The sequence below is a fragment of the Pseudoalteromonas sp. 31A1 genome (assembly GCF_011378815.1).
Classification (GTDB): Bacteria; Pseudomonadota; Gammaproteobacteria; order Enterobacterales; family Alteromonadaceae; genus Pseudoalteromonas; species Pseudoalteromonas arctica.
Genome location: NZ_WTKY01000015.1, coordinates 15,804 through 32,095, shown reverse-complemented (window position 1 = coordinate 32,095; position 16,292 = coordinate 15,804). Strand labels below are relative to the sequence as shown.

Here is a 16,292-nt window from a genome sequence, read left to right as displayed (position 1 = left end):
AAAGTAAGTTTAGGAAGCGTTATTTTATAGGAATTATACGTAAAAGACTAAAAAAAAGCCTCACAGTGGAGGCTTTTTTGATCTGGATTAATCTATTGAATTAAATAAATTAATTTATAAACATTTTATTAACCGCGTGCTTATTTATCTTGCGATAAACTGTAAACATAGGCAGTTAATAAGTGAATCTTATCTTCACCTAAAATGTCTTTCCATGCAGGCATTACACCGGCACGGCCGTGGTTAAGCGTTTCTTCAACAGCACGTTGAGAACCACCATATAACCAAATGTTATCAGTCAGGTTAGGCGCGCCAAATGGTAGGTTATGTGCAACCGACCCTTTACCGTCAGCACCATGACATGCGGCACACATTGCAAACTTAGCGGCACCTGCGTCTGCGTCTTTTTGGTTAACAGTACGACCAGAAAGGCTCAGCACATGTGCTGTCATTTCTTTAACGCCTTGTTCGCCAAGAGCAGGACCCCAAGCTGGCATTGCTGCAATACGACCATAAAGAAGTGTTTCTTTAATTTTGTCAGGTGTTCCGCCATATAACCAATCTTTATCAGTTAGGTTAGGGAAGCCAGTACCACCACGTGCATCAGAGCCATGACATTGCGCACAGTTTTGTGAGAATAAACGCTGACCAATTTCAATGGCTACTTGGCCATCTGTTTGCTCATGTTTATTATCATTATCAAGTGCTACTTGCTGCGCTGCATCACCTTCAAATTTAGAATTAACTAAATCTAAAACGGGTACTTGTGCAAGTTTATTAAAAATAGGACCAAAGCGCTCTTCTGCAGCTTCGTACTCTTTATCAAGTTTTACAAAGCGACCATCCGCTTTTGCCTCTGCAACTGCTTTTTTAGATTCAGCTAAAGACGTAATACCTTGATTAGAACTAGTCCATTTACCAAAACCTTCCCAGTTACCTAAACCTGGGAAAGCTGCAAGGTAATATACCGACCAAGCAAAAGTTGCGAAAAACATGTAAGTCCACCATTTTGGTAGTGGATTATTTAGCTCTTCAATGCCGTCAAATTCATGTCCACAGCTTTCACCTTCCTTTACGCCAGCGTAGTTTTTTAAGTTCCAAACTAACAGGCCAAAAATGATGCATAAGCATGCAAGGGTTAATACAATAACCCAAATACTCCAAAAGCTAGTCATTTTTCAGACTCCTTTTCCTCGTTAGAGAGTGTGTTGTCATGTTTTTTTTCATCTTCGAAAATGGCATTAGCGGCGCTGTCAAAACGAGTTTTGCTTCGCTTGCTATATGCCCATGCAACAATCACAATAAACAATACTAAAATTACCAGAGTCAAAATACCTCTGTATGTTCCGTAATCCATAATTTTTTACTTCAAGTGGGTACCAAGTTGCTGTAAATACGCGATGAGAGCTTGGATTTCTGTTGCGCCTTTGCCATCATTCATAGCATTAACTTTATCAACATCTGCTTGAAGCTCTGCATCATCGCCATAACCTAAACCCGGATGTTTTGGGTTTTCTGGGTTAATAGCAAAAGTATCACGGAAAAGTTGTAGTTTTTTCAGAGTAAGGCTTGTATCAACCGTATTCTCTGCCAACCAAGGAAAGCCTGGCATGTTTGACTCAGGAACCACAGCACGTGGATCAACTAAGTGAGCATAATGCCAATCGTCCGAGTAGCGCTTACCAACACGAGCCAAGTCAGGGCCAGTACGTTTAGAACCCCATAAAAACGGATGATCCCATACTGATTCGCCTGCTACAGAGTAGTGACCATAACGCTCAACTTCATCACGAAAAGGACGAATCATTTGTGAGTGACAGTTAGAACAACCTTCACGCACGTAAAGATCACGACCTTCCATTTCTAAAGCGTTAAGAGGGCGTAAACCCTCCACTGGTTTAGTTGTATCGTCTTGAAACATTAGCGGAGTGATCTCAACTAACGCGCCAAAGCTAATAGCAAAAACAGTCAGGATAGCCATAAGGCCAACGTTCTTTTCTACTATTTCATGTTTGTTTTGTGAATTTTTTTTGCTCATCATCTCACTCCGTTATGCTAATTGTGCTTGCGCGTCTAGTTTCAGAGATTCTTTCTCAGCTGAAATAGTGCGGTAAACGTTATAAGCCATAACTAACATACCCGTTACGATGAATACACCGCCTACAAAGCGCATGATATAGAAAGGATGCGACGCTTCTAAAGACTGCACAAAGCTGTACATCAATGTACCGTCAGCATTTACTGCGCGCCACATTAGACCTTGCATTACGCCTGAAATCCACATTGCAACGATGTATAAAACAACACCTACAGTGTGTAACCAGAAGTGGGTATTAACCAATTTAACGCTATACATACGACCTTGCGCGAATAATGCAGGGATCAAGTGATAAATAGCACCAATTGAAATCATAGCAACCCAACCTAGCGCACCTGAGTGTACGTGGCCGATTGTCCAATCTGTGTAGTGAGATAACGCATTTACAGATTTAATTGCCATCATAGGACCTTCAAACGTAGACATACCGTAGAAAGACAATGAAACAACTAAGAAACGCAGTACTGGGTCGGTACGTAGTTTATGCCACGCGCCAGATAGCGTCATAATACCGTTAATCATACCACCCCAAGACGGTACGAATAGGATAATAGACATAACCATACCTAAACTTTGCGTCCAATCAGGAAGCGCTGTGTAATGAAGGTGATGAGGACCAGCCCAGATATATAATGAAATTAAAGCCCAAAAGTGAACTACCGATAAACGGTATGAATACACTGGGCGACCTGCTTGTTTTGGTACAAAGTAATACATCATACCCAAGAAACCAGCAGTTAGTAGGAAGCCTACAGCGTTATGTCCATACCACCACTGAACCATCGCATCTACCGCACCTGCATAGATTGAGTATGATTTAGTTAACGACACAGGCACTGCCATGCTGTTTACAATATGAAGCACTGCAACAGTAATAATAAAGCCAGCGTAGAACCAGTTAGCAACATAAATGTGCGACACTTTACGCTTAATTAAAGTACCAAAAAATACAACAGCGTAAACAATCCAAACCACAGCGATTAAAATATCGATTGGCCATTCAAGTTCTGCATATTCTTTTGAGCTAGTAATACCTAAAGGTAGCGTTATTACTGCTAATACAATAACGAGCTGCCAGCCCCAAAAAGAAAAGGCGGCGAGTTTGTCTGAGAAAAGACGCGTTTGACAAGTACGTTGTACGACGTAATAAGACGTCGCAAAAAGTGCACTAGTACCAAATGCGAAAATTACTGCGTTCGTGTGTAACGGACGTAGTCGAGAGTAAGTTAACCATGGTGTATCAAAGTTAAGTGCTGGCCAAGCTAATTGGGCAGCAATCAGAACCCCAATACTCATGCCAACGATGCCCCAAATCACTGTCATAATAGCGAATTGGCGTACAACCTTATAGTTATACTCAGTTTGTGATGCTACTGTTTGGCTCATTTTCTGGCTTCCGCTGCAATAAATGCGTTTAGAAATGAATTACCCACCTTTAAAAGTGGGGCCTACTATTTTCCCCAGGCGTGTTATCTAAAACTTTCAATACATGAAAGCTTCAGAAAAAAAACTTGAGAAACCCTTATTTTTTGCGGGTGAAATGATAAATTTTTTGGCCTAAAAAAGATAGGTCAATTACATAAAATTATGACATCAATCAATGTTTGTGAGCTTGTTGTTTATTTTTTGATACAGTTTGTGCCTAATTTGGCTTAATAGTAACACTCGCACTTGTTATTTGCAGTCGCGATTATTAGTATTTGTTTTTCTTTAGTGCGAAATTGTTATGCTTATATATAGATTAAGTTTATTCACGGCGATATTTTTTTTATTAACAGCATGTGATTTTTCCAAAAATACAGATGAAAAGTTTCTAGAAAATGTCACATGCACAGCCAATTTGCCTTGTACTTTTTCAAATGATGTTAAAGTATGGTTAAGCGAGAAAACCCTTTCTCCCGAAACTCCATTTACTATTTTTAGTGATTTGCCAACAAACCTTACAATTGAAGGTGCCAAGCTTAAAGGCATTACTATGTATATGGGTTACATTCCTCAGCAATTTAAAAAACATGATGGCCTGTGGCAGAGTAATACCATGGTTGGCATTTGTTCTGAGCAAAATATGCTCTGGAATTTAGAGCTAACAGTCAAAGATAATACAACCTCTTTAATACAAACACTAAATTACTCCTTTTATGTAACGTATTAGGCTCAATACCTAACTTTCATGCAATCCATTTACCATTAGCAATTTGCATTGTTATCCATACGATTATTCAAGCGAGAAGATCACTAAAACTGCTATTTGAATCAAGTAGCCAATTAAGTTTTTATAATATGAAACTAATTCAATAAAGACACAGTTTTAATTGTGGCTGAACAAAAAGTCTAATCAAAAAAACCGCAAAGTAGTCAAATAAAGCTATTTAAGCACCAAACATGGGTAAATTCGGTTAGTAATTAACATTTAGTTTTGCGGTTTTAATAATTTGCTGTGATTAACTTGTTAATTTATCTGAATTTGGTACATGATTCGATTAGTTACATTGAATTACAAAGTTGACCAGTTTGGTTTCAACTGTGTTATTTAAGTATCTTAAATTGTTTATGCTATTGATATTTAAGTGTATTTATTAGTTAACAATGAAACAAGTTGTAACGTATGTCCCCAAAAGAGTTTTTCTATTTTGTTGGTTGATAAAAAACGCACTGGCGTTAAGTTTTCGTTCAGTTAAAGGCGCCTAAGTTGCCCATCTGACTCACTATTCTTATAACAAGTGAGCATTACCAATAAAGGTAAACTTCAACAAGTAGGGTTCTTTCATGAAAAAATCAACTCTTGGCTTAGCTGTAATTGCAGCAATACCAATGTTCTCAAGTGTGCAAGTTTTAGCGGCTGACGAAGCAGCTACATCAATTGAAAAAATTCAGGTGACGGGCTCTCGTATTAACCGTACTGATATGGAAACAGCAAGCCCAATCACAGTTATCGGTGATGACTTCATTGCAAAAAGTGGTTTCACATCTGTTGCTGACATACTTTCTACTCAGCCATCAGCTGCTGGTATTAGCTTAGGCGCTTCAAGTAATAATGGTTCTGGCGGTTCAGCAACAGTAAACTTACGTGGTATGGGTTCACAACGTACGTTAGTACTCCTAAACGGTCGTCGTATGGTTTCTTCAGGTACCGGCGCAGATTCTTCTGTTGATTTAAATACCATTCCTGTAGCAATGATCAAATCTATCGAAATCTTAAAAGACGGCGCGTCTGCAGTATATGGCTCTGATGCTATTGCTGGTGTTGTTAACATCATAACAAAGAAAGATTTTGAAGGTTCAGAGTTAAACGTTGAAGGCAGCCGCACTACAAAAGGTGATGGCAATAACTACGGTGTTAGTTTATTACACGGAATGAATATTGCCGATGGCAACTTAGTTGTTGGTGCTCAATACTCAAACCGTGGTGAAGTAATTCAGTCGGATCGTCGTTTTGTAGAGCCTGGCGAGTCTTCATTTATCCCTGAAGGAACACTGGGCGGCAGAACTTACCAGGGTAATGGTGTTTTTGCAGATAGAACTACTTCATACGACTTCACAACATCAAGCTATGCTCAAACACCGAATGAGCTATACAGCTTATTTACTAGTTTTGACAAAGAGCTAGACTCAGACACTACATTTAATGTTGATTTGATGTATACACGTCGTGAATCTAATCAACAACTTGCACCACAACCAGCAAGTATTGATTTAAGTACTTCTAGCTTGGATTCAACTTACACAGATAGCTTCCGTGACGCAGATACAGGCGATCTTGTTGACTCTTTAGAGTACAGAAGAAGAATGGTTGATGCTGGTCCTCGTATTTATGAGCAAGAAACTGACACTTACCGTGTATCTGTTGCATTACAAGGTTTATTAGATAACGATGCAAGCTGGGATGTAAGTGCAACTTACGGCCGTAATGACTCAAAAGATAAAGTTCAAAACTCAATTAATGCAAGTCGAGTTGAAGAAAGCATTTATGCAAACCAAGCTCTTTGGTTCAGCGGTGATTCTTTAGATCGTAGCTTATTAACATCTAACGATTCAATTTATACTGAGTCAAACGAAGGTGGTAACGAGCAATTTATTCTTTCAGCTGGTTATAGCGCAGTAACAGAAAGTGATATTGGTTACGCAATCGGTGTAGAAAACCGCTTTGAAAGTGGTTACTACACACCAGATCTAATTACTCAGCTTGGTGAGAGCACAGCTGCACAACAAGATCCAACTGAAGGTGATTTCTCAGTACAGTCTATCTACTTTGAAACATCTATGCCGGTATTAGAGACTGTTACCCTTGAAGGTGCTGCTCGCTACGATAACTACTCTACCTTTGGTGGCGAAACAACGTGGAAACTTGGTGCAACGTGGAATGTAACTGAAGAGTTTATGGTTCGTTCTGTATTAGCTACTGGCTTTAGAGCACCAAACGTATCGGAACTGTTTGGTGGTAACTCAGGTTCGTACGATTACCTAGCTGATCCATGGGGCAACGAACAAGATGCTCAAATACTTGTAAACTACACAAGTGATAACGATCTTAAAGCCGAAGAAAGTCGCTCTTTCACTTTTGGTATGGTTTGGGAAGTAGCTGACGGTTTATCAACAACTCTAGATTACTGGAAGTTTGATATTACTAATGCGATTACTCGCTTAGATGTTCAAAACGAAATGAATAGCTGTTTTGCAGGTGACTCAGAATCATGTTCATCAGTAAACATCACACAATCTGGTGACTTATCTAACCTAAGTTCAGCACTAACTAACGTAGGTTCTCAAGAAACGTCAGGTGTTGATTGGAATATTAGCTACTCTGCAGATAACTACCGTATAAACCTTGATACAACTTATTTAATTAAGTTTGAAGAAGATGACATTAATTACACAGGTACTATTGATGGCAACATCGGTGGTTACTCTAAAATAAAGTCTAACCTTTCAGTTAATTACGATCTAACTGATTCATTAAATATCCTTTATAACGCAAGATTCCTTCGTGGAATGGATGGTGACTACTACGGTGAAAACTTTAGTACTGACAACGTTATTTACCACGATATTTCAATGAGCTACAACTTGAATGATGCATTACGATTTACTGGTGGCATGAACAACATTTTCGATAAAGAGCCTGAGAAAGTATTAGGTGGTAACGATATGGGTACTGTTCCAGAAGTTTATGATGTAATTGGTTCACGTGTTTTTGCAAGTGTAAACTACAAGTTTTAACTAGCACATTAATCGTATTAAGGCTCAGTATTTACTGAGCCTTTTTTATTGAACAAAACAAAGGAGACAAGTACACTAAAACGATATTTTAGAAGGAGAACTGATTGTTAAAACAAGATGAAAACTTATCTTTTGTCATTGAACCAGAGCTAACTCCTCGTTCTGAACAGCGCATAGATCTGTATTTTTCTATCCCTAATGAAATGGGGATTAATCCGCAAACGCTTACCGAAGAATCTTACTTTAATAACCACTTTAAATCGCATTTAGCCTACAATGCTAACAATATACACTTGCCATTAGTACGAAGCCGTTTTGTTAGTAAAAACAAAGGTGAGCAGCAAGATTACCGTCAAAACCTTAATTTATTTTGTTACCAAGTGCGTTTAGCCCTTGATGCCGACATTAAAGACGCGTTAAAAATTGATGAAGCAGAAGACTTTTATAAACGCGCTAACGAAGTATATGAACAAAGTGAAGGACTTTTAAAAAAGCTGCGTCGCTACACGCCAGATGACGAAAAACTACTTCCATTTTTTACCAATGCTGACAACTATTTAAGTTGGCATGTCGAGCAATCATTTTTAAAGCTTTTAGATGAAGGCCCACGTAGTAGCGATTATGCAAAAGAGCGTAACGATTTACTGCAGTTTTGTAAAAACGAAAATACGTACCGAGCAGACAAAAACTATAATTCTGAAACCACCATGCAAGACGCAAATCGAATAACAAATAAAATGCGCTTGTTACAACGTTTAATTGAGCATGGCGTTATATTACAGCGCCAAACGCGTTTTCTTAACAGCTACCTTAAACGATTAGTTAAAGGCACTGTAACAGCTGTTATCATGGCATTTGTGATGGTTGTGATACTTAATGCCCGCTCAACGTTTACTGAAGTCACCGCGACGCTTATTTTAATTTTGGGGGTCATTTACGGACTACGTGAAATATTTAAAGAAGACATTACACGTATGATCTGGCGAGCTATTGTACAAGGGCGACCTAAGTGGCGATTTAGTTTTAAAAATAGTATTACCAAAGACAAAATAGCGAGTCAGCTAATTTGGCTTGAATACACACGCTTTAAAAAAATACCTAAAGAAGTTAGATCTATTTTTTCAAAGCGTCGTCAGCAAAATAAACAAGCCGCGCAGTGGTTACACTTTGCAAGTGAGACACGTGTTAGTGCAAAAGAATTTTTACCCGGTTACGATACACTGCAACAAACACTGCAATTTAGTCTTGCACCATTTGCGCGTTATTTAAAGCGTGGTGAAGGGAAGTTATATCATTTAGATAGTAATAAAATTTCTAAGCAGGCGGTTGAACGGCGCTATCAACTTAACATGGTGCTTGTGCTAACTGAGGAAGATAAAACACTCTACCAACGCTATAAAATAACGTTAAATCGTAGTAAAATCGTTAATATTGAGCTTATCTACTCCAAAAAATGAATTTTAGTAATTAAAAAAGGGACTGATAAAATCAGTCCCTTTTTTAATTTTATTTATTAGCTAAACCATGTTTACTATATAAAGTTACTTTGTTTGATACTAGCGTGATCTCGATATTTTTTGCTTCGTCGCCCCACACACAATTAGTATGCAGTGTTTTTTCAACACAATTATCTGCACTTCCCAAAATGGTTTCAACTTCAGTCTTGTCCATACCTACTTTGATTTTTTCGTAACTCTCAAGACTTACCTTAGAACAAGCCGCAAGGCTTAGTGTAGCTGCGATGATAAGGAGTTTTTTCATTGTTATATCCTACTTAGTATTAATGTTTGAATTTTCTGATTTGGACGATCATGCCCATTCGTGGGTGGTCAAAGTAATGTACTTCACCACTTATTACACGTCTAAACTGAGAAAAGCGGGCTGACTCTATATCGCCATTTTCTAGTTTTTGGCTAATATCAAAATTAGCTGTAATGTATAAATAATGTCGTAAGTGTATTTTAAATAAACCATCTAGTTCCCATTCTGCTTTTGATTGGTTTGGGTCGTTAAACAGTTCAGGTTGTGAGTTTAATAAACTTACAAAATCAGGATTTGAATAGCTAGGGGTTACGTTGGAATCACTTTTAAGGTGTTTACCTGCTATTAAATGCATACTTGGAGCACGCGATTTACTTGCGCCTTCAAAGCGCCAGCCAGTATGTAGAATAGGTGTTAATCCTTTGCGATCTAGCTGTTGGTACTGCGCTTTAAATTGCAGTTGTTCTGGCGCTAATAAATAAGTTTGCTGCATATCGTCTTTAGCGGGTGCTAGAGGTGTTATAGGTAGCTCATCGTAGCTTTGTAGGTAGTTTGTACTGTCACCGCATACACCCGATTGTGGGTTTGAATTAACTAATGAGTCGGTAAAAGAGCGTTTTTGAAAACGCTCATCACCATCTATACATGCTTGCATTGCTTGCTCTGTATAAAGAGGTGTCATTAAATCTAGAGAGTTTTTATCCTCAATAGCTTTGTGCTTAAGTGTAAAATCTTCTTGCAAATATGGAGCAGGGCGCTGCTTAAATACAAGCACCTCAACCTCAAACCAGCGTTCTGCAAATGCAGTGCTGCTAAACAAGCAGCATAAAATAACTAGCGATTTTTTTAGCAACATTAATGGCTAACCTTTTTTTCGAAATCTGCAATCATTGCAGTGACCATTTTTAAGCGTTCGCGAGCGTTAGCTTCACTAATTGCAAAGCGCAGTTTATTTGCGCCATCCATTTTGTACACCTTAGGCGCACTTTGTATCAAACCAATGATGAAGCTAGGGTTAACCTTAGTATCTTGGCTAAACTCAAAGTAACCACCTTTTGGATTTGCCTCAATTTTTGTTATCCCTAAATTACTTGCCTGCATTTTTAATAATTGTAGGCTAAATAGGTTTTTAGCGGCATCAGGCAGTAAACCAAAGCGGTCTATAAGTTCTACCTGTAGTTCATCCATATCATCAAGGTTAGCACAACTAGCAACTCGCTTGTACATACCTAGGCGTGCATTAACATCGTGTATGTAATCATCAGGTAATAGTGCAGCCAGTTTTAAATCTACTTCGGTTTGTTTTTTAAGTAGATTTTCAAGCGTTGGCTCTTTTCCTTCACGTAGCGCATTTACAGCTTGCTCGAGCATTTCCATGTACAAGCTAAAACCGATAGTTTGCATTTGACCTGATTGATCGTCGCCAAGTAACTCACCCGCACCACGAATTTCTAAATCGTGTGTTGCGAGGGCAAAACCTGCGCCTAAATCTTCTAACGATTCGATTGCTTGTAAGCGTTTACTCGCATCTTTAGAAAGTGCTTTTGGGTCACCTGTGAGTAAATAGGCATACGCTTGATGATGGCTTCGGCCAACTCGGCCACGTAATTGGTGTAACTGTGCAAGGCCGAGTTTATCTGCTCTATCCATAATAATGGTGTTGGCTGTAGGTACATCGATACCGGTTTCTATAATCGTGGTACATACCAACACGTTGTATTTTTGATGATAGAAGTCAGTCATTATTTGCTCAAGCTCTTGCTCGCGCATTTGACCGTGAGCTGAGGTTACGCTTGCTTCAGGCACCCATTCACTGATCTCTTGTGCAACACGCTCAATAGTTTCTACATTGTTATGTAAAAAGTAAACTTGACCACCGCGTTTAATTTCACGTAGTACCGCTTCGCGTATTAGTTCTACATCGCGTTGACGCACAAAGGTTTTTACCGCTAAACGTTTAGCAGGCGGGGTCGCGATAATTGATAAATCACGCATGCCACTCATAGCCATATTAAGTGTACGCGGTATTGGCGTTGCAGTGAGTGTAAGTATGTCTACATCGGCGCGCAGTGCTTTAATTTTCTCTTTTTGGCGAACACCAAAGCGATGTTCTTCATCAACAATGAGCAAGCCTAAATCGTTAAATTTAATGTCTTGTTGAATAAGTTTATGTGTGCCAATAACTATATCGAGCTTACCGTTGGCCATTTTCTCAAGCGTGTCTTTTTGTTCTTTAGTAGAGTTAAAACGCGAAAGTACACCAACTTCAATAGGAAAATCAGCAAAACGGTCTTTAAAGTTTTCATAGTGTTGTTGAGCTAGCAAGGTGGTAGGCACTAAAATTGCCACTTGCTTATCATCGTTAACCGCTACAAAAGCAGCGCGCATGGCCACTTCTGTTTTACCAAAGCCCACGTCACCACACACTAAGCGATCCATCGCTTGCTTTGATTGCATATCACCTAACACGGCTTCTATGGCGTTGCGCTGATCGTCTGTTTCTTCAAATGGGAAGCTATCGCTAAATTGGCGATATGCAGGGGCGTCTAGAGTAAATTTATTACCGGGTTTTGCTTGGCGCTGTGCATAAATGTCGAGTAATTCTGCTGCTACATCGCGAACTTTTTCAGCCGCACGTTTTTTTGCTTTTTCCCATGCATCTGAGCCAAGCTTATGCAGCGGGGCGCTAGCTTCTTCACCGCCAGAGTAACGACTAAGCATATGTAATGCAGATACTGGCACGTACAATTTAGCTTCACTTGCGTAAGTAATCGTTACAAATTCAGTAACTACACCTGCAGCATCAATTGTTTGCAAACCCTGATAACGGCCAACACCATGATCGAGATGCACAACAGGTTGACCTTCTTTGAGCTCTGCTAAATTACGGATTAGCGCATCTTGGCTGGCTTCGTACTTGTGCTTGCGGCGTCTGCGCTGAGATACTTTTATACCAAGCAGTTCTTGCTCGGTAATAATAGAAAGGCTTGGTTTAGTACCCAGTACAACACTTTGTTCAAGCGGACTTACTATTAAACCTACATCACTCGCGCTTTTTGTAAATTGTTCGAGTGTTTCAAATTCTTTAAATTTTAAACCGCTTGGTTTTAGAATGCTCAGTAATGATTCGCGACGACCATCGGATTCAACACTGAGTAATATGCGGCCTTTTTTCTTTTTTTGCTCTGCTACATAACTTATAAACGCGGCATAAGGTTCATGCTGCTTATGATCAATTCGAATAGCAGGCAGCTCGCTAACGCTTAAGTTTTTATTGCCCGCTTTAGTACCAAGCTTTGCAAGAGATAAACGAATACGTGCAAAATTGCCTAAATTAGAAAACAGCTCTTCAATAGGCTGATAAAGCGCATTGGGTTCAAGTAATGGACGAAGTGGGTCAACTCTGCGGTTCTCATAGCGTACATTTACATCGTGCCAAAAGTTATCTGCCGCGTGCTCTAAATCACCCAGCTGCATAACAGTTGTCGTATCTGGCAAGTAGTCAAAAATAGTCGCTAGCTTTTCAAAAAACAACGGCATGTAGTATTCGATACCGGCAGGCCAGTTACCTTTGCTTACTTGCATGTATACTGAATCTTGCTGCGAGCTTGCGCCAAATTTTTCACGGTAGCTTATTCTAAAACGTTCAATATCAGCGTCGTTAGTAGGAAATTCATGCGCTGGAAGTAGCTCAATTTTATCTACTTTTTCATCAGAGCGCTGTGTTTCTACATCAAATAAGCGAATTGTATCGAGTTCGTCATCAAAAAAGTCGAGTCTAAATGGGTGCGGGCTACCCATTGGATATAAGTCAACGATAGAGCCGCGTATAGCGTATTCGCCGTGCTCCATTACTTGTTGAACATTTAAATAACCAGCTTGCTCTAAGTTGTCACGAAAGTTATGTGTGTCTAGCTTGTCGCCCACTTTAAAGTTTATTGTTGAACCGTAAATAAACGAGGCCGGGGCTGTGCGCAACATTAAGGTAGATACAGGCACAATTAACACACTTTGTTGTTCTTTTTTTAAGGTGTTTAATGTCGCTAATCGCGCTGAAATAATATCTTGATGAGGAGAAAAATGATCGTATGGCAGAGTTTCCCAATCAGGAAATACCATTACTGGGTTATCGGGTAATAAATATTCTAATTCTGTTTCAAGGCGTAGTGCGCTTGGTGTATCAGGTGTAACAATCAAGACTAAGTTGTCTTGTTGTTTAACGCCTTCAGCAATGGCAATACTTAAACCACTTCCGCTTAGCTGGCCCCATTGAATTTTATCTTTTTGAGATTTTACCCAAGGCAAGGCTGCCCATTGCTCAAACGCCATTTATTACTCCATTTATAGTTGGCTCTTAGCAAGTAAGAGCCATCTTGAGTTAAGTTTACTTAGTCTCGGTATATTTTTGTTAGGTCTTTATAGTGATCAATTCGTCGGTCACGCAAGAACGGCCAGATACGTCTTACGTTTTCTGAGCGTTTTTGATCAATATCTACCACTAAAATTTGCTCATCAGTATTATTAGCCTCTGCTAATAATTCACCTTGTGGGCCTGCAATGAACGAATTACCCCAAAACGCAATGCCATCGCTTTGCGCACTTGGGTCACTTTCATGGCCGACACGGTTACAGCTAATTACTGGTACACCATTGGCAACAGCATGGGCACGCTGACTAATAACCCATGCATCTTTTTGACGAGTTTGCTCAGCAATGTCGTCGTTAGGATCCCAACCAATAGCGGTTGGGTAAATTAACACCTCAGCGCCTGCCATTGCCATTAAACGCGCCGCTTCAGGAAACCATTGATCCCAACATACTAGCACGCCTAATTTACCTACCGAGGTTTGAATCGGCTCAAACCCGATATCACCAGGGGTAAAGTAAAATTTTTCGTAAAAGCCAGGATCATCAGGAATATGCATTTTGCGATATTTACCGGCAATGCTACCGTCTTGCTCTAATACAACCGCAGTATTGTGATAAAGGCCCGTAGCGCGTTTTTCAAATAAAGACGCGACGATTACAATGCTTAGCTCTTTAGCAAGCTCACCTAAGGTATTACTGCTAGGGCCAGGAATTGTTTCGGCTAAATCAAATACGTCAACATTTTCGGTTTGGCAAAAATAGAGGCTTCGGTGTAACTCTTGAAGTACAACTAGTTTTGCACCTTTTTGAGCGGCTTCACGAATGGCATTGATTGATTTTGCCATATTTTGTTCAGCGTTATCGTTGTTGCTTTGTTGCACTAACGCAACGGTTAACTTTGCAGGGCTTGTCATAGTGCTGCTCCAGCTAAAAATCCACGAGGTAATTGCATTGTAATACAGTGCAGGCTGCCAAATTGTTCAATAATGGGTTGGCAATTAATGCCAATAATAGTGTGTTGTGGGTATGCTTTTTGAACTTGTGCAAGCGCATGTTCATCATTGGCATCATTATACGTTGGAACAAGCACAGCATTATTAATAATTAGGTAGTTAGCGTAGGTAGCCGGTAAGCGTGTTTGCTCATCGTCATAAGCGGCTTTTGGCCACGGTAACTCAATTAAGTTATATGGGGTGTTATCGGCAGTTTTAAAGGCTTTTAGTTGTTTTTCCATTGCATCAAGTGCGCTGTAGTGCTCATCAGTTTTATCGTTGCACTTTACATATACAAGGGTATTATTTGGAGCAAAGCGTACTAAGGTATCAATGTGGCTGTCGGTGTCATCACCGGCTAAAAAGCCATGATCAACCCATAAAAAGCTCGTCGCACCTAAGTGCTCTTTTAAAAGTACTTCTATGTCAGCTGGGTTTAAATCTGGGTTACGATTTTTATTTAGTAAACATTCGCTGGTTGTTAGCAACACACCATGCTCGTTTATTTCAATACCGCCACCTTCAAGCACCATATCGAGCGCTTGATATTGATTTTTTTTGCTACTTAGCTCTTTCACCAATGTACGATTAATTTGATTGTCTAATGCACTTTCAAACTTATTGCCCCAACCATTAAAAGTAAAATCATAGATTTTTAATTGCTCTGGTGAGTCAATAGCGGCGCAAGTAAGCGGACCATGATCGCGTGCCCACGTATCGTTAGTAGGCGTTACTACAAAATGAACACGATGAAGAGAGATATTAGAGATATTAGCGCTATTTAGCAATGCTGTAATATGCATTTTTAAGGCACTGTTATGCGCCACAATAACAAGCTGTTGATGCGTTGTTATATATTTAGCAAGCTCAACATATACAGGTTCTACACGTGCTAAATTGTCAGCCCAATCGGTGTCTTTATGAGGCCACGTAAGCATAACAGCGTCTTGCTCGGCCCATTCTGGTAAAAGTCTAAAGTTCATGAATTTTATATACTAATTAAGATGACACTAGTTTAGCATTTTACAAAAAGATGTCAGCTAATTATCGTTGTTTGAATCATCTTGGGCTAGTTCTAATTCTTGACGTTTTTTAAGTTGGCGTGTTTGAGCATGTAAACTCGCTCTAACAATTAGTTCTTGGTCAGTGGTTCTAATAGCGGTGAAAAGCAGGGTGTATTGATAATGTTCGCTATCTTGTTTTTCTACTGCCACAACTTCGGTATAACAATATACTGCGGAGGCTTCGTGGTGCAAAAACAGCTTAGTTCTGAATGTTTGGCCAATTGAGTGTACTTCAGGAGAAGTGAAGCGAATACCGCCACCGCCGTAACTATCACATTGAATTGCGTTATCTTGGGCTTGTTCTGAGGCCAAAATATGGCTCATTATTAAATCTATTTTACGTGACTGCGCTTGTAAAAATGTAGCTAGCTCTTGTGCTATATCGCCTAAGTTACGCAGTGGGCGTAACGAGCTTTGCTCAAGCTCACTCACTTCATTAGCTAATCTAAATAGTGGGGGGATATCGTCTTCAAGCTCAAGCTGCGATTTAGGAACTTGTTCGTTCGATACGGCGAATAAATTCACTCTTATACTTTCATTAATTTGAAAGTACTGCTCAAACTCACCTAATCTTTCACTATTCATTATGTTCTCCACCACGTATTTATTTAATAGTAGCGTTGTGAGTACTAAATTGCTAGCAGATAAAGTAACTCATAGCGGGCTAAATGCTTTGTTTACATTCAATTTTTTAACATGTTTTTTATGAAAATAAATACACTAAAATTCTAAATTATTAGGGTTAGGTATAAAAAAGCGGCCAATGTCATCCTAACATTGGCCGCTTGGGTA

General features: G+C 39.5%; 13 protein-coding genes. 3 read left to right on the top strand and 10 right to left on the bottom strand.

What is annotated here, in order from left to right:
- Positions 1-140: 140 nt before the first annotated feature.
- Genes ccoP through ccoN form a run of 4 tightly spaced genes read right to left on the bottom strand, consistent with a single transcriptional unit; the run spans position 141 to position 3,484 of the window.
- The gene (ccoP, locus tag GQR52_RS13890; RefSeq protein ID WP_165728832.1) at positions 141-1,175 is read right to left on the bottom strand and encodes a cytochrome-c oxidase, cbb3-type subunit III; all 1,035 of its coding nucleotides are present in this window, start codon (positions 1,173-1,175) and stop codon (positions 141-143) included.
- Complete coding sequence (locus tag GQR52_RS13885) at positions 1,172-1,357, bottom strand: cbb3-type cytochrome c oxidase subunit 3 (RefSeq protein ID WP_010554061.1); 186 nt, start codon at positions 1,355-1,357, stop codon at positions 1,172-1,174. The genes ccoP and GQR52_RS13885 overlap by 4 nt, the downstream gene beginning before the upstream one ends.
- Before the next feature lie 6 nt (positions 1,358-1,363).
- Entirely contained in the window at positions 1,364-2,038 is a 675-nt protein-coding gene (gene ccoO / locus GQR52_RS13880) for a cytochrome-c oxidase, cbb3-type subunit II (RefSeq protein ID WP_010554062.1), read from the bottom strand.
- 12 nt (positions 2,039-2,050) lie between these two features.
- Positions 2,051-3,484: a cytochrome-c oxidase, cbb3-type subunit I gene (gene ccoN, locus GQR52_RS13875; protein WP_024594372.1), complete on the bottom strand. Its 1,434-nt coding sequence runs from the start codon at positions 3,482-3,484 to the stop codon at positions 2,051-2,053.
- A 340-nt stretch (positions 3,485-3,824) separates the two neighbouring features.
- Between ccoN and GQR52_RS13870 the strand changes: the two genes are divergently transcribed.
- The 3 genes from GQR52_RS13870 to GQR52_RS13860 all read left to right on the top strand — a co-directional run bounded on the left by GQR52_RS13870 (position 3,825) and on the right by GQR52_RS13860 (position 8,772).
- Positions 3,825-4,250: a hypothetical protein gene (locus GQR52_RS13870; RefSeq protein ID WP_165728831.1), complete on the top strand. Its 426-nt coding sequence runs from the start codon at positions 3,825-3,827 to the stop codon at positions 4,248-4,250.
- A gap of 614 nt (positions 4,251-4,864) precedes the next feature.
- A complete protein-coding gene (locus tag GQR52_RS13865) occupies positions 4,865-7,315 on the top strand; it encodes a TonB-dependent receptor (RefSeq protein ID WP_165728830.1) in 2,451 nt (816 codons plus the stop codon).
- Positions 7,316-7,419: 104 nt separating this feature from the next.
- Positions 7,420-8,772 (top strand): hypothetical protein, encoded by a 1,353-nt coding sequence (locus GQR52_RS13860; protein WP_165728829.1) that lies wholly within the window; start codon positions 7,420-7,422, stop codon positions 8,770-8,772.
- A 49-nt stretch (positions 8,773-8,821) separates the two neighbouring features.
- Here the strand turns inward: GQR52_RS13860 and GQR52_RS13855 are convergent, their stop codons facing one another.
- The 6 genes from GQR52_RS13855 to GQR52_RS13830 are packed head-to-tail and all read right to left on the bottom strand — an operon-like array spanning position 8,822 to position 16,085.
- Entirely contained in the window at positions 8,822-9,076 is a 255-nt protein-coding gene (locus GQR52_RS13855; protein ID WP_007585664.1) for a hypothetical protein, read from the bottom strand.
- Between the two features lie 19 nt (positions 9,077-9,095).
- Positions 9,096-9,932: a peptidoglycan binding protein CsiV gene (locus GQR52_RS13850; RefSeq protein ID WP_165728828.1), complete on the bottom strand. Its 837-nt coding sequence runs from the start codon at positions 9,930-9,932 to the stop codon at positions 9,096-9,098.
- Positions 9,932-13,405: a transcription-repair coupling factor gene (gene mfd, locus GQR52_RS13845; RefSeq protein WP_165728827.1), complete on the bottom strand. Its 3,474-nt coding sequence runs from the start codon at positions 13,403-13,405 to the stop codon at positions 9,932-9,934. The genes GQR52_RS13850 and mfd overlap by 1 nt, the downstream gene beginning before the upstream one ends.
- 59 nt (positions 13,406-13,464) lie before the next feature.
- Positions 13,465-14,358: a carbon-nitrogen hydrolase gene (locus tag GQR52_RS13840; RefSeq protein WP_165728826.1), complete on the bottom strand. Its 894-nt coding sequence runs from the start codon at positions 14,356-14,358 to the stop codon at positions 13,465-13,467.
- The gene (locus GQR52_RS13835; protein WP_165728825.1) at positions 14,355-15,419 is read right to left on the bottom strand and encodes an agmatine deiminase family protein; all 1,065 of its coding nucleotides are present in this window, start codon (positions 15,417-15,419) and stop codon (positions 14,355-14,357) included. The genes GQR52_RS13840 and GQR52_RS13835 overlap by 4 nt, the downstream gene beginning before the upstream one ends.
- Positions 15,420-15,476: 57 nt before the next feature.
- Positions 15,477-16,085 carry a PilZ domain-containing protein gene (locus GQR52_RS13830; protein WP_165728824.1) on the bottom strand — a complete coding sequence of 203 codons (609 nt, stop codon included), beginning with the start codon at positions 16,083-16,085 and terminating at the stop codon, positions 15,477-15,479.
- Between the last annotated feature and the right edge of the window lie 207 nt (positions 16,086-16,292).

Coding starts and splice junctions, on each gene's coding strand:
- ccoN (WP_024594372.1), bottom strand. CDS start 3,484: ATGAGCCAAACAGTAGCATCACAAACTGAGTATAACTATAAGGTTGTA.
- ccoO (WP_010554062.1), bottom strand. CDS start 2,038: ATGAGCAAAAAAAATTCACAAAACAAACATGAAATAGTAGAAAAGAAC.
- GQR52_RS13840 (WP_165728826.1), bottom strand. CDS start 14,358: ATGACAAGCCCTGCAAAGTTAACCGTTGCGTTAGTGCAACAAAGCAAC.
- GQR52_RS13855 (WP_007585664.1), bottom strand. CDS start 9,076: ATGAAAAAACTCCTTATCATCGCAGCTACACTAAGCCTTGCGGCTTGT.
- GQR52_RS13885 (WP_010554061.1), bottom strand. CDS start 1,357: ATGGATTACGGAACATACAGAGGTATTTTGACTCTGGTAATTTTAGTA.
- GQR52_RS13835 (WP_165728825.1), bottom strand. CDS start 15,419: ATGAACTTTAGACTTTTACCAGAATGGGCCGAGCAAGACGCTGTTATG.
- GQR52_RS13865 (WP_165728830.1), top strand. CDS start 4,865: ATGAAAAAATCAACTCTTGGCTTAGCTGTAATTGCAGCAATACCAATG.
- ccoP (WP_165728832.1), bottom strand. CDS start 1,175: ATGACTAGCTTTTGGAGTATTTGGGTTATTGTATTAACCCTTGCATGC.
- GQR52_RS13870 (WP_165728831.1), top strand. CDS start 3,825: ATGCTTATATATAGATTAAGTTTATTCACGGCGATATTTTTTTTATTA.
- GQR52_RS13830 (WP_165728824.1), bottom strand. CDS start 16,085: ATGAATAGTGAAAGATTAGGTGAGTTTGAGCAGTACTTTCAAATTAAT.
- GQR52_RS13850 (WP_165728828.1), bottom strand. CDS start 9,932: ATGTTGCTAAAAAAATCGCTAGTTATTTTATGCTGCTTGTTTAGCAGC.
- mfd (WP_165728827.1), bottom strand. CDS start 13,405: ATGGCGTTTGAGCAATGGGCAGCCTTGCCTTGGGTAAAATCTCAAAAA.